Source organism: Natronoarchaeum mannanilyticum (assembly GCF_039522665.1).
In the GTDB taxonomy this organism is placed as follows: Archaea; Halobacteriota; Halobacteria; order Halobacteriales; family Natronoarchaeaceae; genus Natronoarchaeum; species Natronoarchaeum mannanilyticum.
In genome coordinates this window covers 248,540-270,537 of the sequence record NZ_BAAADV010000004.1, presented here as the reverse complement: position 1 = coordinate 270,537, position 21,998 = coordinate 248,540, and the positions used below count along the sequence as shown (strand labels likewise).

The 21,998-nt window shown below is 66.2% G+C and carries 16 protein-coding genes; 13 read left to right on the top strand and 3 right to left on the bottom strand.

What is annotated here, in order from left to right; all coding sequences use genetic code 11:
- Positions 1-465: 465 nt before the first annotated feature.
- The 5 genes from ABDZ81_RS12120 to ABDZ81_RS12100 all read left to right on the top strand — a co-directional run bounded on the left by ABDZ81_RS12120 (position 466) and on the right by ABDZ81_RS12100 (position 8,656).
- The gene (locus ABDZ81_RS12120; RefSeq protein ID WP_343774243.1) at positions 466-2,538 is read left to right on the top strand and encodes a PrkA family serine protein kinase; all 2,073 of its coding nucleotides are present in this window, start codon (positions 466-468) and stop codon (positions 2,536-2,538) included.
- The gene (locus tag ABDZ81_RS12115; RefSeq protein WP_343774242.1) at positions 2,538-4,817 is read left to right on the top strand and encodes a PrkA family serine protein kinase; all 2,280 of its coding nucleotides are present in this window, start codon (positions 2,538-2,540) and stop codon (positions 4,815-4,817) included. The genes ABDZ81_RS12120 and ABDZ81_RS12115 overlap by 1 nt, the downstream gene beginning before the upstream one ends.
- A gap of 1 nt (position 4,818) precedes the next feature.
- Positions 4,819-6,132, top strand: coding sequence for a YeaH/YhbH family protein (locus tag ABDZ81_RS12110; protein WP_343774241.1), 1,314 nt, complete (start codon positions 4,819-4,821; stop codon positions 6,130-6,132).
- A gap of 16 nt (positions 6,133-6,148) precedes the next feature.
- Complete coding sequence (locus ABDZ81_RS12105) at positions 6,149-8,167, top strand: SpoVR family protein (RefSeq protein WP_343774240.1); 2,019 nt, start codon at positions 6,149-6,151, stop codon at positions 8,165-8,167.
- Positions 8,168-8,254: 87 nt separating this feature from the next.
- Positions 8,255-8,656: a secondary thiamine-phosphate synthase enzyme YjbQ gene (locus tag ABDZ81_RS12100; RefSeq protein WP_343774239.1), complete on the top strand. Its 402-nt coding sequence runs from the start codon at positions 8,255-8,257 to the stop codon at positions 8,654-8,656.
- Positions 8,657-8,935: 279 nt separating this feature from the next.
- Here ABDZ81_RS12100 and ABDZ81_RS12095 read toward each other — a convergent pair whose 3' ends face one another.
- Together ABDZ81_RS12095 and ABDZ81_RS12090 are read right to left on the bottom strand one after the other, a co-directional pair.
- A complete protein-coding gene (locus ABDZ81_RS12095; RefSeq protein ID WP_343774238.1) occupies positions 8,936-9,310 on the bottom strand; it encodes a DUF5658 family protein in 375 nt (124 codons plus the stop codon).
- Positions 9,311-9,587: 277 nt separating this feature from the next.
- A complete protein-coding gene (locus tag ABDZ81_RS12090; RefSeq protein ID WP_343774237.1) occupies positions 9,588-10,283 on the bottom strand; it encodes a glycerophosphodiester phosphodiesterase in 696 nt (231 codons plus the stop codon).
- 87 nt (positions 10,284-10,370) lie between these two features.
- Here ABDZ81_RS12090 and ABDZ81_RS12085 point away from each other — a divergent pair, with 87 nt between their 5' ends.
- From ABDZ81_RS12085 to ABDZ81_RS12070, 4 genes are all read left to right on the top strand, one after another.
- Positions 10,371-11,081, top strand: a complete 711-nt coding sequence (locus tag ABDZ81_RS12085; RefSeq protein ID WP_343774236.1) for an SDR family oxidoreductase — start codon at positions 10,371-10,373, stop codon at positions 11,079-11,081.
- Between the two features lie 243 nt (positions 11,082-11,324).
- Positions 11,325-12,668, top strand: a complete 1,344-nt coding sequence (locus ABDZ81_RS12080) for a sodium-dependent transporter (protein WP_343774235.1) — start codon at positions 11,325-11,327, stop codon at positions 12,666-12,668.
- Between the two features lie 95 nt (positions 12,669-12,763).
- Positions 12,764-14,308, top strand: coding sequence for an acyl-CoA carboxylase subunit beta (locus ABDZ81_RS12075; protein ID WP_343774234.1), 1,545 nt, complete (start codon positions 12,764-12,766; stop codon positions 14,306-14,308).
- Complete coding sequence (locus ABDZ81_RS12070; protein ID WP_343774233.1) at positions 14,308-14,634, top strand: DUF8022 family protein; 327 nt, start codon at positions 14,308-14,310, stop codon at positions 14,632-14,634. The genes ABDZ81_RS12075 and ABDZ81_RS12070 overlap by 1 nt, the downstream gene beginning before the upstream one ends.
- A gap of 46 nt (positions 14,635-14,680) precedes the next feature.
- Here the strand turns inward: ABDZ81_RS12070 and ABDZ81_RS12065 are convergent, their stop codons facing one another.
- Entirely contained in the window at positions 14,681-16,150 is a 1,470-nt protein-coding gene (locus ABDZ81_RS12065) for a cytochrome P450 (RefSeq protein ID WP_343774232.1), read from the bottom strand.
- A gap of 89 nt (positions 16,151-16,239) precedes the next feature.
- Here ABDZ81_RS12065 and ABDZ81_RS12060 point away from each other — a divergent pair, with 89 nt between their 5' ends.
- The 4 genes from ABDZ81_RS12060 (at position 16,240) to ABDZ81_RS12045 (ending at position 21,998) form a co-directional block, all read left to right on the top strand.
- Complete coding sequence (locus tag ABDZ81_RS12060; RefSeq protein ID WP_343774231.1) at positions 16,240-16,908, top strand: helix-turn-helix domain-containing protein; 669 nt, start codon at positions 16,240-16,242, stop codon at positions 16,906-16,908.
- A 196-nt stretch (positions 16,909-17,104) separates the two neighbouring features.
- Positions 17,105-18,934 carry an acetyl-CoA carboxylase biotin carboxylase subunit gene (locus tag ABDZ81_RS12055; protein ID WP_343774331.1) on the top strand — a complete coding sequence of 610 codons (1,830 nt, stop codon included), beginning with the start codon at positions 17,105-17,107 and terminating at the stop codon, positions 18,932-18,934.
- Between the two features lie 439 nt (positions 18,935-19,373).
- Complete coding sequence (locus ABDZ81_RS12050; protein ID WP_343774230.1) at positions 19,374-21,032, top strand: ABC transporter substrate-binding protein; 1,659 nt, start codon at positions 19,374-19,376, stop codon at positions 21,030-21,032.
- Positions 21,033-21,047: 15 nt separating this feature from the next.
- Positions 21,048-21,998 carry an ABC transporter permease gene (locus ABDZ81_RS12045; protein ID WP_343774229.1) on the top strand — a complete coding sequence of 317 codons (951 nt, stop codon included), beginning with the start codon at positions 21,048-21,050 and terminating at the stop codon, positions 21,996-21,998.

Below are 21,998 nucleotides of genomic sequence, written 5' to 3'. Positions count from 1 at the left end.
GAGGATCCATCGTCGCCCGCTCCGACGACACGATATCGACAGGCTTTATAAGGGAGAGTATGCTGGTAAATAGGGTTTGGGGACACACTTATACGTCGTGACTCCTGTACATAGTACACGCCCGGTGGCCGCCCGCCGGACCCCGCACCCGAGCCCGTTCGCGTCGTATCGTGTCGTCGTTCGCCGCCGAAGCCGTCGTCTCGCGGAGAGGTTTGGGGAACGACACCACATGACAGACCAACGCGCCGCTCGCCCTCGCGTCGCCGCACGAACGCAGTCCTTCGGAGAGCGGCGTCGCCGTTCGGCCGACGGACTGCGTCGTCGTGCCGACCGTTCGCGTCCGTCGAGCGTCGGCCACGCCGCGGCGCGGCGTCCGCGCGCTTCGCACGTCGCCCTGCGAGATACTCTCTCGCGGATGACCGCCGCTGCGGGACCGATCGGTGGAACTCGGCCGCCAGTGATACAATGTCAGGAGATACAGAGACCCTCGACGAACTGAGCCAGGAGTACAGGCAGTCGATGCCCGAAGACCTCCGGGAGACCAAGTCTTTCGAGTGGTACCTCGACGAGGTCTACGCGGACCCGAAGATCGCCCGGAACGCCCACCAGCGGGTGGCGGACATGTTCGACCACTACGGCACCGAGTACGACGAGGAGACCGGGGTCGTCGAGTACCGCCTGGCCTCGGAGGATCCGCTCCACGACGGCGAGAACCGATTCTTCGGTCGCGTCGTCCACGAGTCGATCCACGAGTTCGTCAACAAGGTCAAAAGCGGCGCCCGGCGTCTCGGTCCCGAGCGCCGCATCAAGCTCCTGCTCGGGCCGGTCGGGTCGGGGAAATCCCACTTCGACAAGCAGGTCCGCAAGTACTTTGAGGACTACACGCTGCGTGACGAGGGGCGGATGTACACGTTCCGCTGGACGAACCTCTGTAGCGTGATCGACGACCAGGACCCCGCCGACGACACGGTCCGGTCGCCGATGAACCAGGATCCGCTCGTGTTGCTCCCTCAGGAGCAGCGCGAGTCCGTCATCGAGGGGATCAACGAGCGCCTCGACGCCCCCTACACGATCCGCAACGAGCAGTCGCTCGATCCCGAAAGCGAGTTCTACATGGACCGGCTGCTCGCCCACTACGAGGACGACCTCAAGGAGGTTCTCGCGAACCACGTCGAGATCATCCGGCTGACCGCCGACGAGAACAAGCGCCAGGCCCTGGAGACGTTCGAGCCCAAGGACAAGAAGAATCAGGACGAGACCGAACTCACGGGCGACGTCAACTACAGCAAGATCGCCGTCTACGGCGAGTCCGACCCGCGCGCGTTCGACTACTCGGGCGCGTTCTGTAACGCCAACCGCGGCGTGTTCTCCGGCGAGGAGCTGCTGAAACTCCAGCGGGAGTTCCTCTACGACTTCCTGCACGCCACCCAGGAACAGACGATCAAGCCCAAGTCCAACCCCCGGATCGACATCGACCAGGTGATCGTCGGGCGGACGAACATGCCCGAGTACAAGGACAAGAAGGGCGACGAGAAGATGGAGGCCTTTAACGACCGCACCAAGCGGATCGACTTCCCGTACGTCCTCAGCTACGAGAACGAGGCCGACATCTACGACAAGATGCTGAGCAACGCCGACGTGCCCGACATCCACGTCGAGCCCCACACCCTGGAGATGGCGGGGCTGTTCGGCGTCCTGACGCGGATCGAGGAGCCCGACACCGAGCTCGTCGACCTCCTCCAGAAGGCCAAGGCGTACAACGGCGAGGTCGACGAGGCCGACGACATCGACATCAAGAAGCTCCGCGACGAGGCCGAACAGAAGGCCGAGATCGGCGAGGGGATGGACGGCATCTCGCCGCGGTTCATCGGCGACGAGATCGCCGAGGCGATCATGGACTCCAAGCACCGCTCGCGCGGGTTCCTCTCGCCGCTGACGGTGTTCAACTTCTTCGAGGAGAACCTCGAACACCACGGCTCGATCCCCGAGGAGAACTTCGAGCGGTACTACCGCTACCTCGAAACCGTCCGCGAGGAGTACCGCGAGCGCGCCATCGAGGACGTGCGCCACGCGCTGGCCTACGACGTCGACGAGATCCAGCGCCAGGGCGAGAAGTACATGGACCACGTGATGGCCTACATCGACGACGACACCGTCGAGGACGAGCTCACCGGCCGCGAACAGGAGCCCGACGAGACGTTCCTGCGCTCGGTCGAGGAGAAACTCGACATCCCCGAGGACCGCAAGGACGACTTCCGCCAGGAAGTCTCGAACTGGGTGTCGCGCAGAGCGCGCGAGGGCGAGGCGTTCAACCCGCAGGACAACGAGCGCCTGCGCCGCGCCCTCGAGCGGAAGCTCTGGGAGGACAAGAAGCACAACATCAACTTCAGCGCCCTGGTCAGCGCCAACGAGTTCGACGACGACGAGCGCAACCAGTGGATCGACGCGCTGATCGAGCAGGGGTACAGCGAGGACGGCGCGCGGGAGGTGCTAGAGTTCGCCGGCGCTGAGGTCGCCAAATCGGAGCTGGAGGAATAATGAGTCGAGGCGACGAGTACGTCAGCGCGGCCGACCGCGCGCTCGAGGGCGCCTACGAGGAGCCGATGAGCCTCGGGGAGTACGTCGACCAGATCTTCGAGAACCCGAAGATCGCCTCCCACGCCAGCAAGTACCTGCTGGAGGCGATCGAGGCCGCCGGCACCCGCACGGTCGTCGAGGAGGGCGAGGAGACGGAGCGCTACCGCTTCTTCGACGATCCGCACAACGACGGCGAACACGCCATCCTCGGCAACACCGAAGTGCTCAACGCGTTCGTCGACGACCTCCGGACGATCGCGGCCGAGCGCGGAAAGAACGAGAAGATCATCTGGTTCGACGGCCCGACCGCGACCGGCAAGTCCGAGCTCAAGCGCTGCCTGATCAACGGGCTCCGGGAGTACTCGAAAACGCCGGAAGGACGCCGCTACACGGTCGAGTGGAACGTCGAGGGCGCCGTCGAGAGCCGCGGGCTCAGCTACGGCGACCAGGCCGTCGAGGACGAGGACGACTGGTACGAGAGCCCGGTGCAGGTTCATCCGCTGTCGGTGTTCCCAGACGACGTCCGCGAGGAGCTGCTCGCCGAGCTCAACGAGACGACCGAGGACCACATCGACCTCCACGTCGACCAGCGCCTCGACCCGTTCTCGCGGGAGGCCTACGAGTACCTCGAGGAGCAGTACCGCCGCAACGGCGCCGAGGAGCTGTTCGCGACGATCACCGATCCTCAGCACCTGCGCGTCAAGAACTACGTCGTCGGCGTCGGGCAGGGGATCGGCGTGCTCCACTCCGAGGACGAGGGCCACCCCAAGCAGCGGCTCGTCGGATCGTGGATGCAGGGAATGTTGCAGGAACTGGACTCGCGCGGGCGGAAGAACCCGCAGGCGTTCAGCTACGACGGCGTGCTCTCGCAGGGCAACGGCCTCCTGACGATCGTCGAGGACGCCGCCCAGCACGCCGACCTGCTCCAGAAGCTGCTGAACGTGCCCGACGAGGGCACCGTGAAGCTCGACAAGGGGATCGGGATGGACATCGACACGCAGATGCTGATCATCTCGAACCCCGACCTCGACGCCCAGCTCAACCAGCACGCCGACCGCAACGGCACCGACCCGCTGAAGGCGCTCAAGCGCCGGCTCGACAAGCACGAGTTCACGTACCTCACCAACCACTCGCTGGAGGCCGAGCTGATCCGCCGCGAGCTGACCGGCGAGACCGAGGTCTGGGAGGCCCGCGGGTACGAGGAGCTCGAGGAGAAGATCCGCGAGTCGATCTCGCTGCGGGTGCGCGACGCCGACGGCGAGATCACCGAACGGGAGCTGGCGCCCCACGCCGTCGAGGCCGCCGCGATGTACGCCGTCGTCACGCGACTCGACGACGGCGACCTGCCGGCCGGCGTCGATCTGGTCGACAAGGCGATCCTGTTCGACCGGGGGTACCTGCAGGACGGCGACGAGCGCGTCGACAAGGACGAGTTCGAGTTCGAGGACGCGACCAACGGCGAGCACGGCATCCCCGTGACCTACACGCGCGACGAGCTGGCGAGCCTGCTCCAGACCGAGCGGGACCGCCACCACGCAGAGCTGCCGGTCGAGGACGTCGTGATGCCACGGGACGTGCTCAACGCGATGGCCGAAGATCTCGACGACGCGCCGGTGTTCTCGGCGGGCGAGCGCACCGAGTTCGAGAACCGGGTCGTTCCGGTGAAGAACTACGTGTTCCAGCAGCAGGAAGACGACGTCCTCGAAGCCATGATGCGGGACAAGCGCGTCGAGGAGTCGACGGTCGAGGAGTACATCCAGCACGTGTACGCCTGGGCGACCGACGAGCGCATCACGAACGATCGGGGCGAGCGCGTCGACCCGGACCCGCTGAAGATGAAGGTGTTCGAGATCGAGCACATGGGCCGGTTCGACGAGGACAGCTACGACGGCGACGAGCCCGGCCCCGCGGTCCGGGAGTTCCGCACCGAGAAGATCATCACGGCGCTGAACCGCCACGCGTGGGAGCGCCGGAACGAGGACTTCTCGGTGAGCGACGTCGACCTGACGGACATCCCGATCATCCGCTCGCTGCTGGAGAGCTACGACTGGGACGACGTCGCTCGCATCCACGAGGACTTCGACCCGCGCCAGTGGGACGACCCGCCGGCCGACACCGAGACCGCGACCGTGAAGGAACGGACGATCGAGAACATGACGGATCTGTTCGACTACAGCGAGGCGTCCGCGGAGCTGACGAGCCGCCACGTGGTCGGACAGATCGCCTACAAGTGGGATTAGCATGGGACTGCAAGACGACCTCGAACGATTCAGGGAAGTCGGGGAAAAGCGCCGCGAGGACCTGGCCGACTTCATCCAGTACGGCGACCTCGGACAGAGCGGGAAGGACGACGTCCGCATCCCGATCAAGATCGTCGACCTCCCCGAGTTCGAGTACGACCAGCGCGACCAGGGCGGCGTCGGACAGGGCGACGCCGACGTCGGCGACCCGGTCGGCCAGCCACAGCCACAGCCGGGCGACGGCGACGAGGAGGGGGACCCGGGCGAGGAGGGCGCCGAACACGAGTACTACGAGATGGACCCCGAGGAGTTCGCCCAGGAGTTAGACGAGGAGCTCGGGCTCGAACTCGACCCGAAGGGCAAGAAGGTGATCGAGGAGAAGGAAGGCCCCTTCACAGACCTGACCCGGACCGGCCCCGACTCGACGCTGGACTTCGAGCGCATGTTCAAGGAGGGTCTCAAGCGCAAGCTCGCGATGGACTTCGACGAGGAGTTCCTCCGAGAGGTGCTCAAGATCGAGGGCTGGGGGCCGGACAAGGCCTTCGAGTGGGCGCGCGGCGAGAACGTGCCCGTCTCGAAAGCCTGGATCGACGACGCGTACGACGACGTCCCGCGAGACGAGCGGACGACGTGGTCGAGCATCGAGGAACTGGAGGAGAACGTCGACCGCGAGCCCGTCCAGCAGAAGATCCGCCGGGAGGGGATCAAGCAGGTCCCGTTCCGCCGCGAGGACGAGCGGTACCGCCACCCCGAAATCATCGAGGAGCGCGAGAAGAACGTCGTCGTGTTCAACATCCGCGACGTCTCGGGGTCGATGCGCCAGAACAAGCGCGAACTCGTCGAGCGCGTGTTCACGCCGCTGGACTGGTACCTGCAGGGCAAGTACGACAACGCCGAGTTCGTCTACATCGCCCACGACGCCGAGGCCTGGGAGGTCGAGCGCGACGAGTTCTTCGGCATCCGGTCGGGCGGCGGGACGAAGATCTCCTCGGCGTACGAACTGGCCCAGGAGCTGTTAGAGGAGTACCCCTGGAGCGAGTGGAACCGCTACGTGTTCGCCGCGGGCGACAGCGAGAACTCCTCGAACGACACCGAACAGCGCGTCGTCCCGCTGATGGAGCAGATCCCCGCGAACCTCCACGCCTACGTGGAGACCCAGCCCAGCGGCAACGCGATCAACGCGACCCACGCCGAGGAGGTCGAGAGCCACTTCGGCGACAGCGACGACGTGGCGGTGGCGTACGTCTCCAGCGAGGACGACGTGACCGACGCCATCTACGAGATCCTCTCGACCGAGGAGGAGGCAGAACAGTGAGTCCCCAGGTGAACCTATGAGTTTCGACCGCTACGAGGCCAAGCGCGAGGCATCGAAGTTGCAGGAACCCGTCGACGAGGCGCGGCTGCTCGCCGAGAAGCTCGGCTTAGAGCCCTATCCGGTCAACTACTGGATCGTCGACTACGACGAGATGAACGAGCTGATCGCCTACGGCGGGTTCCAGCACCGCTACCCTCACTGGCGGTGGGGGATGCAGTACGACAAGCAACAGAAGCAGGGCCAGTACGGCGGCGGGAAGGCCTTCGAGATCGTCAACAACGATAACCCATCCCACGCGTTCTTACAGGAGTCCAATGACGTCGCCGACCAGAAAGCCGTCATCACGCACGTCGAGGCCCACGCGGACTTCTTCGCGAACAACGAGTGGTTCGGTATGTTCACCGACGCGAGGGGCGACGACGAGGTCGACGCCGCCGCGATGCTGGAACGGCACGGCCGGTCGATCCGCGAGTACATGGCCGACCCGGACGTCGAGCAGGCCGAGGTCGAACGCTGGATCGACAACGTGCTCACGCTGGAGGACACGATCGACCAGCACCAGACGTTCTCGGCGTCGCACCTGCTGGGCGGGCCGGACGCCGACGACGAGGAGCTCGACGACGACCTCGCCGAGAAGCTCTCCGAACTGGATCTGAGCGACGAGGTGCTCGAAGAGGTGTTCGACGAGGAGTGGGTCGAGGACCAGGAGGTCGACGGGTCGGCCGCATCCTTCCCCGAGACGCCCGAGAAAGACGTCATCGCGTTCCTCAGGGAGCACGGCAAGCAGTACGACGAGGAGGCCGGCAAGGCCGTCGAGTTCGAGCCCTGGCAGCGCGACGTGATCGAGATGCTGCGCGCCGAGTCGTACTACTTCGCCGCCCAGAAGATGACGAAGGTGATGAACGAGGGATGGGCGGCCCTATGGGAATCGATGATGATGGGCGAGGAGGCGTTCGCGGGCGCCGACGAGTTCCTCAGCTACGCCGACCACCAGGCACGCGTGCTGGGATCGCCCGGCCTGAACCCCTACAAGCTCGGCAAGGAGCTCTGGGAGTACGTCGAGAACACCACGAACCGTCAAGAGGTACTCGACAAGCTGCTGCGCGTCGAGGGCATCTCGTGGCGCAACGTCGCGGACACCGTCGACTTCGACGACATTCTGGGGCAGTTAGAGCCCCCGAAGGCGCTTACTTCGATCACCAGCGACTCGCTCGACGACGTCGCCGAGCTTCCCGACGAATACGTCGACCGCGACGCTCTTCAGCGAGCGCGCGAGGGCGAGGTGGACGTCGACAAGTACCCCTGGAAGGTGCTGACCTACGAGGGGCTGGCGCGGCGCCACTACTCGCTGACCAAGCGCCAGAACCGCGGGTTCCTCAAGCGCGTCGGCCAGTCGGAACTCGAACGGATCGGCCGGTACCTGTTCGACGACGCCGTCTACGAATCGGTCGACGAGGCGCTCGACGACGTCGACCACGCGCGGGGCTGGGACCGGATGCGCGAGATCCGCGAGAGCCACAACGACGTGACGTTCCTCGACGAGTTCCTCACCCAGGAGTTCGTCGACGAGAACGAGTACTTCACCTACGAGTACTCGCAGGCCGCCGGCCAGAACCGCGTCGCCAGCACGGACTACGAGGACGTCAAGAAGAAGCTCCTGCTGCAGTTCACCAACTTCGGGAAGCCGACGATCGTCGTGCAGGACGGCAACTACAACAACCGCAACGAGTTGCTGCTGGCCCACCGCTACAACGGCGTCATGCTCGACATCGAGCAGGCCCAGCGCACGCTCGAACGCGTGTTCGACCTCTGGGGGCGCCCGGTGAACCTGATGACGATCGTCAAGACCGTCGACGAGCACGACATCGAGGTGGCCAAGCGCCGGAACCGCGAGCCAGAGCCCGAGGAGCAGGGCCTGCTGATCCGCTACGACGGCTCGACCTTCGAGGAGCGCGAGCTCCCCTGGGAGGAGGTCGAGGACATCGCCGCCAGCGACGTCGACTACGACACCAAGCCCGACGAATGGCTGGCCTGACGGCGCCGAATCCGCCGCGACGCGCGTCCCGATCCGACGGCGAATCGCCCCGACGCACCTTTTTGATCTCGGTTCGAGGATCCGGACATGGCTACGACGAGTTCGTTCGAGGTCGCGACCGATCGTCGCACCGACACCGTCGACGTGACAGACCGCGTCGCCGGCGCGATCCCCGATGGCCTCGAGACGGGCGTCTGTTCGGTGTTCGTCCGCCACACCACCGCCGGGATCAGCGTCAACGAGAACGAGTCGCGACTCCGCGACGACACCGAGGACTTCTTCGAGGAGCTCGTCCCCGACGAGGGCCACCGTCACGACCAGCTCGACGGGAACGCGGACTCCCACCTGCGCGCGACGCTGGTCGGCGCGAGCGAGTCGATCCCGGTCGAGGACGGCGATCTCTCGCTCGGGCGCTGGCAGTCGATACTCCTGCTGGAGTTCGACGGGCCGCGGACGCGCGAGGTGACGGTGACCGTCGTCGGCGAGTGAGCATCGGCGTCCGGCGCCGACGCCGCCGACGCGACGCTTCTTGCTCCGGACTCGATGCCAACGCGCCATCGGGTGACGACGACGCGTCCTCGCGGGACGCCACCAGCGACCCCGGCGCGATGAGACGCTGGAGGGTGTCGCTGCCGGCCGTCGTGAGCAAGATCGGCGCGGCTCCGGCGTCGAACCGGAGCCACGCGGCCAGCCCCAGAACGCTCGCGACGAGAACGAGCCGATCGTCACGCAGCGACGCGACGCCATAGAGCAGTTCGCGGTGCAGCGTCACGTCGAGACAGTAAGGATCACCGACGCGTTCCAGCTCACAACTGTCAGGCCGATCAGACACAGCCCCGCCGGAATCGCGGCGGCGTAGGGCGCGGGGAGCCGCCAGGCGACGAGCGCGAACGCCGCCATCGTGATCGCCTTCCAGAGCGTCAGGAGCACGACGACCGCGAGGAAGCCGGGCGCGAGCTCGATCAGCGCCGCCGGGATCGGGTTGCTCTCGCTGGCGCCCAGTTGCAGCCCGACGATCGTCGAGGCCAGGTCGCCGACGCCGTAGACGGCGATCGCCAGCCCCCACAGCGAGCCGACGCTGGCCAGCCAGCGCGACGGCGAGGCGTCGACGCCGCCGAGCAGCACGTCGCTGCCCGGCGTCACGGCGGTCGCCCTCCCGAGCCATGCGGTTCGATCCCCCGATCCGGTCGACGCTGTCGGCGATCCCCCCAGATCATAGTTGCGACGGTCCCCCGCGAGAGCGGCGGCCGTTACGCTCGACTGAGAGGAGATTGCCTGATTGATATATTTGCCATACCGTTGCGAAGCGAGCGGTTACCGGGCGGATGTGGAAGTTCGTGAGAAGATCACCGGGGCAGAGCGGTACGCGGTAGCACGCCTCTTGCACCTGACCAGCGGCGTTTCGTCGAGTAGGAGCCGCCTACGGCTTGCGATCGTCGGCAACGGTGCGGTATCGGTCCGGCACGACGCCGCTCCGGTCGGTGACGACGCCGTCGACGCCGAGGCGACACAGCGCCCGGACGACCAGCGGGTCGTCGACCGTCCAGGCGTTGACGCCGAGACCGAGGTCGTGCGCGCGAGAGATGATCGGCGAGTAGAAACACAGCGCGAATCGCGGGTGGACGCACCGGCAGTCGAGTTCGACGGCGGTCGTAACCGGTCGATCGCGCAGGCGATCGGCGAGGTACGCCGTCGGGATCGACGCCGACGCTGCGCGAGTCTCTCTCAGAGCCCGCTCGGAGAACGACGAGACGATCACGGGATTCTCGGCGGGATCGATGGCTTCGACCGCATCGGTCGCGATCCCCGTTTCCTTGAGCTCGACGTTGATCGCGACGTCCGCCGGAACGATCGACAGCACCTCGGCGAGCGTCGGAATCGACTCGCCGGAGCCGAGCACGTCGAGCGCCTCGAGTTCCGCCAGCGACAGGTCCGCGACCCGCCCCGTCCCGTCGGTGAGTCGATCAACCTCGGCGTCGTGGATCACGACGAGGTCGCCCGATCCGCACCGGCGAACGTCGATCTCGACGGCGTCGGCGTGCCGGCCCGCTCGCCGGAGCGCCGCGAGCGTGTTTTCGGGCGCCTCGGCGGCGTAGCCGCGGTGGGCGATCTCCATTCGACGACGGGTTCGCGCTCGGGTCTCAAAAGCCATCGGGCTGGCGCCGCCCACAGATTCAACTTCCGAACCGACACGAGTACCAGTATGTCCGTCAGCTTCGACTTCGAAGGGAACGTCGCAGTCGTCACCGGTGCCTGCGGGGCGCTCGGCAGCGCCGTCGTCGATCGGTTCCGCGACGCGGGCGCGACCGTCGCGGCGGTCGACGTCGTCGATCCCGACGACGAGGACGCGTTGCTCGACCCCGACGAGAACACCCACTACTACCGGATCGACCTGACCGACGAGGGATCGGTCGAGGACGGGGTCGCCGAGATCGTCGACGACCACGGTCGGATCGACTACCTCGCGAACGTCGCGGGCACCTGGCGCGGCGGCCAGCCGATCGACGAGACGCCCGTCGAGGAGTTCGACATGCTGTTCGACGTCAACCTCAAGAGCGCCTTCCTCGCGAGCAAGCACGCCCTTCCACACTTGCGGGATCGCGAGGGCGCCATCGTCAGCATCAGCTCCCGGTCGTCGCTTTCGGGCGGCGAAGGCGACGGCCCCTACCGCGCCTCGAAAGCGGGCGTGCGACTGCTGACCGAGACGCTGGCCGAGGAGAACAAAGGTCAGGTGCGCGCCAACGCCGTCATGCCGAGCGTGATCGACACGCCGGCCAACCGCGAAATGATGCCCGACGCCGATCACGACGCGTGGGTCGACCCGGCCGACATCGCGGGCGTGATCGCGTTCCTCTGTAGCGACGGCGCCGGTCCGACCAGCGGCGCCGCCGTGCCGGTGTACGGCGAGGCGTAACGTACTCGAGCGCGCGTCGTTCCGGTTTCTCGTCTGGCACCGGGTGCATCTATCTCCGAACTGGATCGCGGATCCGCTCGTTCAGGGCGTATGACAGTTATTGTATACTAAATGCGCTCTTTGGGTGAAGAGAACGATATAATGGACGTTCGTCCGGATATCACGAGATGGCGGAATTGAAACCACACGAACACTAACGTCGATCCGCAAAATTATTATGAAGTCGGTGGGAGAGTACGTACCATGTCTCTCGAAGACGTAACGCGCGAGAAGTGGGCGACGCGAATCGGCTTCATCCTCGCCGCCGTCGGTAGCGCGGTGGGGCTTGGTAACATCTGGCGATTCCCGTTCCAGGTCGGCCAGGAAGGCGGTGCGGCGTTCCTGGTGATATACCTGCTGTTCGTGGGATTGATCGGAATCCCGGCGATGCTCGTCGAGTTCGTCGTCGGGCGGCGTTCGGAGCGCAACCCGATCAACGCGTTCGACCGACTCGGCCACGGCGAGTGGCGCTTCGTCGGCGCTCTGGGCGTGTTCACCGGGTTCGTCATCCTGGCGTTCTACTCGGTCGTCGCCGGGTGGGTTACCCGGTACACGTTTGCCAGCCTGACCGGCGCGTACTTCGGCGAACCTAGCGTGTACTTCAATTCGATCGCTGAAGGGCCAGCGGCGATCGGCTTCCACGCGCTGTTCATGGTCGCGACGGCCGTGATCGTGGCCGCCGGGATCCAGCGCGGGATCGAACTCGCGGTCAAGGTGATGGTGCCGGCGCTGCTGGCGCTGCTCGTCGGACTGATCGGCTACGCGTTCACGCTGGAGGGTGCAGCCGAGGGGTACCAGTACTACCTGTCGCCGGAGATCGGCGTCATCGCGTCTAACTGGATGTCGATCCTCCCGGCCGCCGCGGGTCAGGCCTTTTTCACCCTGTCGCTGGGGATGGGCGTGATGATCACCTACGCGTCCTACCTCGGCGAGGATCGGAATCTCGCCGTCGACGGCGGTTGGATCGCCGCCCTGAACACGCTCGTGTCGATCCTCGCCGGACTGGTCGTGTTCCCGGTGCTGTTCACGATCGGCGTCGAACCAGGCTCCGGCGGCGCGGGTGAGCTGTTCGTCGGCGTCGGCGGCGCGATCGCTCAGGTCCCCGGGAGCCGGCTCGTGGGCTTCGTGTTCTTCGGCGTCGTGGTGATCGCTGCACTCTCCAGCGCGATCAGTATCCTGGAGGTGCTGGTGTCGTACGCCATCGACAACTACGGCATGGAGCGGAAGAAGGCGACCGCGGTGATCTCGTCGGTCGTGTTCCTCGTCGGGATCCCGACCGCCATCGACCTCGACGTGCTCAACCTGTACGACCAGATCACGGCGAGCCTGCTGTTGCCGCTGGGCGTGTTCCTCACCGTCGTCTTCGTCGGGTGGGTGTACCCCGACTCCGCCGAGGAGGTCGCGAAGGGCACCTCCAAGGGGTCTGACGGGACATTGCCGACCGCGTGGCTCTGGTACATCCGGATCCCGATTCTCCTCGTGGTCGGCCTCGTGCTCGTGATCAGCGCGATCGACCTGTACGGAACGCTGACCGACATGTTCCTGTAACCTCGGCATTCCCCGTTTCGGCTTGCGGAAAACTTTTCCTTCCACTGGTAGTCACTTCGGACTATGACTGATAGCCGGAGGGACCTGCCGTGACGATGGAGGACCGTATCGAGGAGTTGCGCGACCTCCGCGAGGACGCCGAGAAGGGCGGCGGAGAGGCCCGGATCGAGCGCCAACACGAGAAGGGGAAGATGACTGCCCGCGAGCGGATCGAGTACTTCCTCGACGACGGCACGTTCAACGAGTTCGACCAGCTCCGGACCCACGGCAACCACAACTTCGGGATGGAGGAAAAGCAGATCCTGACCGACGGCGTCGTGACGGGGTACGGCGAGGTCGACGGGCGCAAGGTGTTCGTGTTCGCCCACGACTTCACCGTGTTCGGCGGCTCGCTGGGGGAAGTGTTCGCCGAGAAGATCTGCAAGGTGATGGACACCGCGATCGAGGTCGGCTGCCCGATCGTCGGCCTCAACGACTCCGCGGGCGCGCGCATCCAGGAGGGCGTCAACAGCCTCGCCGGGTTCGCGGACATCTTCCACCGCAACCAGAAGGCCAGCGGCGTCGTGCCCCAGATATCGGGGATCATGGGCCCCTGCGCGGGCGGCGCGGTGTACTCCCCGTCGATCACCGACTTCGTGTTCATGGTCGAGGACACCAGCCACATGTACATCACCGGCCCCGGCGTCACCGAGACGGTCACGGGCGAGTCGGTGACCCACGAGGAGCTGGGCGGCGCCTCGACCCACAGCTCGACCACCGGCGTCGCGCAGTTCGCGGTGCCCGACGACGAGACCGCGCTCGACCAGATCCGACACCTGCTGTCGTACCTCCCGCAAAATAACGTCGAGGACCCGCCGCGCGTCGAGCCGTGGGACGACCCCGACCGGCGCGACGAGCGACTGGAGGAGATCGTCCCGCCGAGCCCGCAGAAACCGTACGACATGGTCGACGTGATCGACTCGGTGATGGACGAAGGCTCGTTCTTCGAGGTCAACGAGAACTTCGCCAAGAACATCGTCGTCGGTTTCTCCCGGCTCGACGGGCACGCCGTCGGCATCGTGGCGAACCAGCCCCGGGTGAACGCCGGGACGCTCACCGTCGACTCCTCGATGAAGGCCTCGCGATTCGTGCGCTTCTGCGATTCCTTCAACATCCCGATCGTCACGTTCGTCGACGTGCCGGGCTACATGCCCGGCACCGACCAGGAGCACCGCGGGATCATCCGCCACGGCGCGAAGCTGCTGTACGCATACTCCGAGGCGACGGTGCCCCTGATGACCGTGATCACGCGCAAGGCCTACGGCGGCGCCTACTGCGTGATGGCGTCGAAACACCTCGGCGCCGACGTCAACTACGCCTGGCCGACCGCCGAGATCGCCGTGATGGGTCCCCAGGGCGCGGTCAACCTGCTGTACGACGACGAACTCGAAGCGGCCGACGACACCGAGGCGCTCCGCCAGGAGCTGATCGACGAGTACCGCGACGAGTTCGCCAACCCCTACACGGCGGCCGACCGGGGCTACCTCGACGACGTGATCGAGCCCACCGAGACGCGCCCGCGGCTCATCGACGACCTCGAGATGCTCCGCTCGAAGCGCGAGGACCAGCCCGACAAGAAACACGGCAACATCCCCCTCTGATGGCGGGGAGTTCGGACGCGCCGACGGCGACCGATCCCGAGAACGTCGCGACGCCGGTCGGTGAAGTGATGCCCGAGGACGTCGCGATCGACCTGCCGGACGACGCCACCGACGCCGAGGCGGCGGCCATCGCGGCGGCGATCGGCGCTCACCTCCGGGATCGGGAGCTCGCCGCGGCGCGCGCGGCGGCCGGCGAGGAGACCTGGGACGGGAAGCGCTGGTCGTTCGCCGGCCGGACCGAGGCGACGCAGGGCCGGAGCGATCGGGTGCCGCTGGACGCGCCGACCGACGCGTGGACCGCGGCGGGCCGGACGGAGCGGTTCTGAAGGCGGTTCGGGGCCGCGTCGCTCCCCATCCTGGCGCGACGCGGCGCTACCGCTTCGAGACGCGCATTCTGACGTCTTCGTCGGGCTGCAGAGTGATGCCGGCGCCCAGATCGGGGTCGGGGTCGCTCAGCAGCTCGAAGTCGACGCGCTGGGCGATCGTCGGCAGCACCGTCTTCAGCTCCAGCATCGCGAAGCGCATCCCGATACAGTGGCGCGGTCCGCCGCCGAACGGGAAGTACGCGTACTCGGGTAGCTGCTCCTCGAACTCGTCGGTCCAGCGTTCCGGGCGAAACCGCTCGGGGTCGTCGTAGAACCGTTCGTCGACGTGGAGCCGGAACTGAGGGAGCGTCACCACGGTCCCTTCGGGGACGCGGTAACCGCCGATCTCGACGTCCTCCAGCGCCTCGCGGAACATGACGTAGGCGGGCGGGTACAGCCGCATCGCCTCGTCGATCACCGTCTCGGTGTACTCCAGGTCGTCCAGGTCCGCCAGCGTCGGAGCGGCGCCGCCGAGCACGCGCTCGTGTTCGGCGTCGAGTTTCTCGCGGACCTGATCGTGCTGAGCGAGCAGCAGGAACGCGTAGGTCAGCGCAAGCGACGTCGTCTCGTGGCCCGCGAACAGGAACGTGATCATCTGGTCGCGCACCTCCTCGTCGCTCATCGTCCGGCCCGACTCGTCTTCGGCGTCGAGCAGGATCGCCAGCAGGTCGTCGTACTCGCCGGGCGCCCGCCGCCGGCGCTCGATCAGGCCGTCGACGGTCTCGCGGAACTGCTCCATCGACCGCCGGTAGCGCCTGTTGGCGGGCGTCGGTACCCAGTCGGGGAGGAACGCGCCGGGGCTCCGCGAGTCGGCGCGCTCGTCGAGCGCGCGGGCCGCGCGCGTGACGGCTTCGGCTCCCCCGCCCGCTCGGACGTCGAGATCGAACAGCGACCGCGCGAGGATCTCCAGCGCGAGCTGCGAGAACTCCCGATTCAGCGCGATCTCCTCGCCGTCGGTCCAGCCTTCGACCGTCCGCTCGGCGTACTCGGCCATCGAGTCCGCGTAGCTCGCGATCCGGTCCGGCCTGAACGCCGGCTGGATCAGCGTGCGCTGGCGGCGCCACTGCTCGCCCGAGGACATGAGCAGCCCCTCGGGCGCGAACTCGAACCCGATCTCGTCGAAGAAGAACCGCTCGAACGAGTCCGCCTCCTCGACGAGCACCTGCTCGACGTAGTCCGGGTGCAGGACGGTACAGAAGTCCCGCCACGCGACCCGGTAGCCGACGACGTCGCCGTACGTCGCGAGCCGGTCGTAGAACTCGTAGGGGCCGGCGCGGAGGAACTGGTGGGTGTTGCCGACGACCGGGAGCCCGTCGGGACCCGGCGGCAGCTCGTCGTCCCCCGGCCGGTTGCGGCCGGGCGACCGGTCATCTCCAGGCGACCGATCGTCCCTGGACGGCACCTCGTCTCCCGACGGCCGCTCGTCCGGCGATGTAGCTGTGCTGGAGGCCGTCTCGGGGGAGCCTGAGGGAGTCATCGGACGTGTTCGAATACGCCGTCCGATCCGATCGATCTTCGCGCTAGCTCGCTAGATAGTTTAAGTGTAATCGTGGAGTACGACCGTCCGTGGACTACCTCGACCTGAGCGTGTTCCAGCCGCCGGCGGTCCGGCACCCGATGGAGGCGTTCCTCGTCGAGGACGAGCGGATGGACCGCGCGGAGCTCGTCACCTGGCACATCGAGCACGAGGCCGGCGTCGAGTACGCGCTGTTCCGCGTCGCGGGCGACGTCGACGCCTACCGCGACCGGATCGCGAGCGTCGAGTCGATCCCGGAGTACACCGTCTCGCCGATCGACGAGCGCGAGTTCTACTCGTACGTCTGCCAGGAGACCAGGGAGGTCGACCGGGAGTTCCGGCGCGCGTTCGTCCGCCGGAACCTCGTCGTCGTGCCGCCGATCGAGTACCCCGGAGACGGGACGATGCGAGTCACGATCGTGGGGCAGAGCGACGACCTCAGCAGGCTCGTGGAAGATATGCCCGACTGGGCCGACGCCGACGTCGAGCGCGTCGGGAAGTTCGACCGCCGCCGCGGACGTGTCGCGAGCGAACTGACGGCGCGCCAGCGCGACGCCGTCGCCGCCGCGGTGGAGCGAGGCTACTACGACGTCCCGCGGTCGGCGTCGCTGGACGACGTCGCCGCGGACCTGGACTGTAGCCCGGGGACGGCGTCGGTGCTGCTCAGGAAGGCCGAGCGGGCGGTGATGGGCGCGGTCGTGGAGGACGCCGAGCGGTAGTCGCAACGATGCCGAACGGCGGCGTCGCGACGCCTGACGATGGTGTCTTGTCGCAAATCGACGGCATCGTGACGCCGCCACGCGGGCAGCACGGCATCGTGACGCCGCCGTGTAGACGACGACGGCGGTGCGGCTCCCGACGGAACTTCAGGAACCGGTAAAGTAACGTACGTGGTCGCTGATGGTTCAGTCAAGAATGTTCCGGAAGGTTCTGGTCGCGAACCGCGGCGAGATCGCCGTGCGGGTGATGCGGGCGTGCGAGGAGCTCAACGTCGGGACGGTCGCCATCTACAGCGACGCCGACAAGAACTCCGGCCACGTCCGGTACGCCGACGAGGCGTACAACGTCGGCCCCGCGAAGGCCAGCGAGTCGTACCTGGACCACGAGGCGGTCATCGAGGCGGCGCGCAAGGCCAACGCCGACGCGATCCACCCGGGCTACGGCTTCCTCGCCGAGAACGCCGAGTTCGCCAGCAAGGTCGAGGACACCGAGATCACCTGGATCGGTCCGGCCAGCGACGCGATGGAGTCGCTGGGCGAGAAGACGAAGGCCCGGAAGATCATGCAGTCGGCGGACGTCCCCATCGTCCCCGGGACGACCGATCCGGTCACGGAACCCGAGCAGGTCACGGAGTTCGGCGACGAACACGGCTACCCCGTCGCGATCAAGGCCGAGGGCGGGGGCGGCGGCCGCGGGATGAAGATCGTCGAGTCGCCCGAGGAGGCCGAGGATCAGCTCCAGAGCGCCAAGCGCGAGGGCGAGGCGTACTTCGGCAACGACTCGGTGTACCTGGAGCGATTTCTGGAGAACCCGCGCCACATCGAGGTCCAGATCGTCGCCGACCAAGAGGGCAACGTGCGACACCTCGGCGAGCGGGACTGCTCGCTCCAGCGGCGCCACCAGAAGGTCATCGAAGAGGGCCCGAGCCCGGCGCTGTCGGACGAGCTGCGCGAGCAGATCGGCGAGTCAGCTCGACGGGGCGTCAAGGAGGCCGAGTACACGAACGCCGGCACCGTCGAGTTCCTCGTCGAGGAGGACGAGGATCGGGCCGACGGCGAACTGCTCGGCCCCGACACCAACTTCTACTTCCTCGAAGTGAACACGCGGATCCAGGTCGAGCACACCGTCACCGAGGAGATCACGGGCATCGATATCGTGAAGTGGCAGATCCGGATCGCCGCGGGCCAGGAACTGGGATTCGAGCAAGAGGACGTCGAGATCGACGGCCACGCGATGGAGTTCCGGATCAACGCCGAGAACGCCGCCGAGGAGTTCGCCCCCGCGACGGGCGGCAAGCTCGAAACGTACGACCCGCCGGGCGGGATCGGCGTCCGGCTCGACGACGCCCTGCGCCAGGGCGACGAGATCGTCACCGACTACGACTCGATGATCGCCAAGCTCGTCGTCCACGGGGGCGACCGCGACGAGTGCATCGCGCGCAGCCTGCGGGCGCTCCGCGAGTACGAGATCGACGGCGTCGTGACGATCGTCCCGTTCCACCGGCTGATGCTCTCCGACGAGACGTTCGTCGAGGGCAAGCACACCACGAAGTACCTCGACGAGGAGATCGACCGGAGCCGGATCGCGGAGGCCCAGCAGCAGTGGGGCTCCGAGACCGAGGCCGACGAGGACGAAGACGACGTGGTCGAGCGGGAGTTCACCGTCGAGGTCAACGGCAAGCGCTTCGAGGTCGACTTAGAGGAGCGCGGCGCGGCGCCGATCACCGCCGAAGCCGGCGGCGGCGGATCGGCGTCACGACCGGCCAGCGCCGGCCCGGACGAGGGAAGCGGCGGGACGGAGATCACCGGCGAGGGCGAGACCGTCACCGCCGAGATGCAGGGGACGATCCTGGAGATCAACGTCGAGGAGGGCGACGAGGTCGCCGCGGGCGACGTGATCTGCGTGCTCGAAGCGATGAAGATGGAGAACGACGTCGTCGCCGAGTCCGGCGGCACCGTCACGCAGGTCGCCGTCTCGGAGGGCGAGAGCGTCGACATGGGCGACGTGCTGGTCGTGCTGGACTGACAGCCGTTGCGGCGGCTGCACCGACGTTCGGTCGGTTTTTGTGGTCCTGTTACGGAAGTTCGAGGAGACGCCCCCGTCCGCTAGGGCGGGGAGGATGTCGAGAATCGCTTCTTCGTATCGCCGGGAGGGGAGGAGCCGGCGGCAAATGCCGTGAGCTAACAGCGGCGTGCGGCGGCTGGTCGAACGCGGGCGCTCGCGGTTAGACAGCGTATCAGAGAACAGATGTGGCAACTATCGGTCGTATTCGTCCGGCTAGGATGACATCTACTCGTTAGTGGTCATTCGTGGCAATAAACGTCGCAACCGAAATTGCGTTCCAAACAGTTCATACCAGCAAACCCGACGACTGAATCGATGTGGCGACAATATAGTCCGCTCCGTTAGGTTTTTAATGGATGGATGTGGAGTTTTGAATATCGCCATAGTACGGTGATAAATCATGACAAACGAAGGACGACCCACTCGAGGAATCAGCCGACGTAACGTACTGAAAACGAGCGCCGCGGCCGGCGCGTTCGGGCTCGCGGGCTGTGTCGACGGCGGCGGCGGCGGTGGCGGCGGTTCCGTCGACTTCGGGACGCTTGGAGCAAACGCGTCGACGTTCGATCCCGCGGCGTCGGCCGACGCTTCGTCCTCCAACTGCATCGATCTGATGTACGAACCGCTGGTCGGGTTCGACTTCGATCTCAACCCGCAGCCGGTACTGGCGAGCGACTGGGAGCAAGTCGACGACACGACGTTCCGGTTCACGCTACGGGAGGGCGTCCAGTTCCACAACGGCGACGAGATGACCGCCGAGGACGTCCAGCACTCGATCGAACGGTATCAGGGGACCGTCAATACGGCCGTGGTGGCGAGCTGGTACGACTCCAGCGAAATCCTGGGCGACTACGAGATCCGGCTCAACCTCTCCCGGCCGTACGCACCGTTCCTCGCGGACCTTTCGGGCGTGTTGATCGTCCCCGCCGGAACGACGAGTCCCGCCGACGGCGACACGCCTCTGGACGACGAGTCGCGGGGCACCGGCCCGTTCCAGTACGAGTCGTGGTCCCAGGACGACCGGTTCGTCGCGACCCGGTTCGACAACTACTGGTGGGGCGACGTCAACGACGCCGGCGACTTCTCCGGCGAGGCCCCGCTTGACGAGGTCAACCTGCGAGTGGTCGTCGATCCGTCCGCCCAGTTCAACGCCATTCAGGCGGGCGACGTCAACGCGATCAACTCCGTGCCGCCGATGGACGTTCCGTCCGTCGAGGACGACGACAACCTCACGCTGAACCGGAACGACGGTATCACCTACGATTTCCTGATCTACCCGGTGAACCAGGGGCCGTTCCAGAACGAGAAGCTGCGGCGTGGTATCACCCGGATGATCCCGCGAGACGACATCGTCGGGGACGCTGTGTACAACGACACCGCGAGAAAGTCCGGAACGCCCTACCCGCCGATCCTCGGCGAGCCGTACTGGGACGAGGAGTTCGAACAGCGCATCCTTGACGAGTACGTCGGCGAGGACACCGAGGCTGCGACGACCCTGCTCGACGAGGCGTTCAGCGAGGAGGGAATCGAAGCGCCCTACCAGACCGAGATCCGAACGAACGAGCATCCCGTGCGCCAGCGCTGGTGCGAAGTCATCGCGAACACGCTCTCGGAGACTGAGTACTTCGACGTGAGCGTCAACGTGATGGAGTGGAGCTCCTACGTCAATTTCATCACGGGGCCGGCAGCCGAGACGAGCGACATCGTCGCGCTCGGCTGGACCGCGAGCGCGGATCCCGACTCCTTCGTCTACCAGCTGTTCTCCTCGGACCAGTTCACGCCCAACGGGTACAACATCAACCACTACTCGAACGAGGAGCTGGACTCCCTGATGCAGGAGGGCCAGACGACGTTCGGAGCCGACCAGCGCGGATCGATCTACAAGGACATCGCCGAGATCCTCGCTCAGGACGTGCCCGTCACGTTCCTCTGGCACGGCCAGCGGCTCATGGCGACGCGTGACGCGATCAGCGACTTCCAGGTCCACCCGAGCGCCAGCGCCGACTACTCCGGCATTTACAGCCCCGCACTCGGTCAGGAGATCGAGTACGACGACTAACCACCCTCCCAAAGAATGTCTCTTCGACGATACGTCGCAAAGCGATTGCTCGTGACGATCCCGGTTCTGCTGATAGTGACGCTCGTCACGTTCATGATGTCGCACCTGCTACCCGGCGATCCCGTCTCGTACATGACGCAGTTCTCCGAGATCGACGACGAGACCGTCCAGCAGTTGCGAGCCCAGTACAACCTCAACGAACCGATCTGGAAGCAGTACGTGCTGTGGCTCGGTGACGCGATCCAGCTCGAGTTCGGGGAGTCGATCATCTCCGAGCGGAACGTCACCGAGGAGATCCTCTCGCGGCTCCCCTACACGGTCTTGCTCGGCGTGATGTCGCTGGGGATCGCGCTGGCGATCTCGATCCCGACCGGTATCATCGCCGCCTACAGGAAAGACGAACTGGCCGACGAGATCAGCCGGGTGTTCGCGCTGCTGGGGGTCTCGCTGCCCAACTTCTGGCTCGGACTGATCCTGATCCTGATCTTCAGCGTCCGGCTCGACCTGTTTCCGGTGTTGCCGCCCACGTCCTACCCGCTGTTGAGCTACAACATGATCATGTTCACGCTGCTGCCGGCGGTGACGATCGGCACCGCATCGTCAGCGCTGCTGATGCGGCTGATGCGGTCCTCGATGGTCGAGGAGCTCAACAAGGACTACGTCACGATGGCCCGCGCCAAGGGGCTCCCCGAGCGGACCGTCGTGATCAAGCACGTCGTTCGCAACTCCATGATCGCGGTCGTGACCGTGGCGGCGCTCCAGATCGCCTTCATCGTCAACGGCGCGGTCGTCATCGAGCAGGTGTTCTCCTATCCGGGCATCGGCCGGCTGCTGCTGAACGCCGTCTCGCAGCGTGACTTCCCGATCATCCAGGCGACGGTGCTGATGATCGGCGTAACGATCGTGTTCGCGAACCTGGTCGCGGACATCGCGTACGCGTGGCTCGACCCGCGCATCAGATACTGA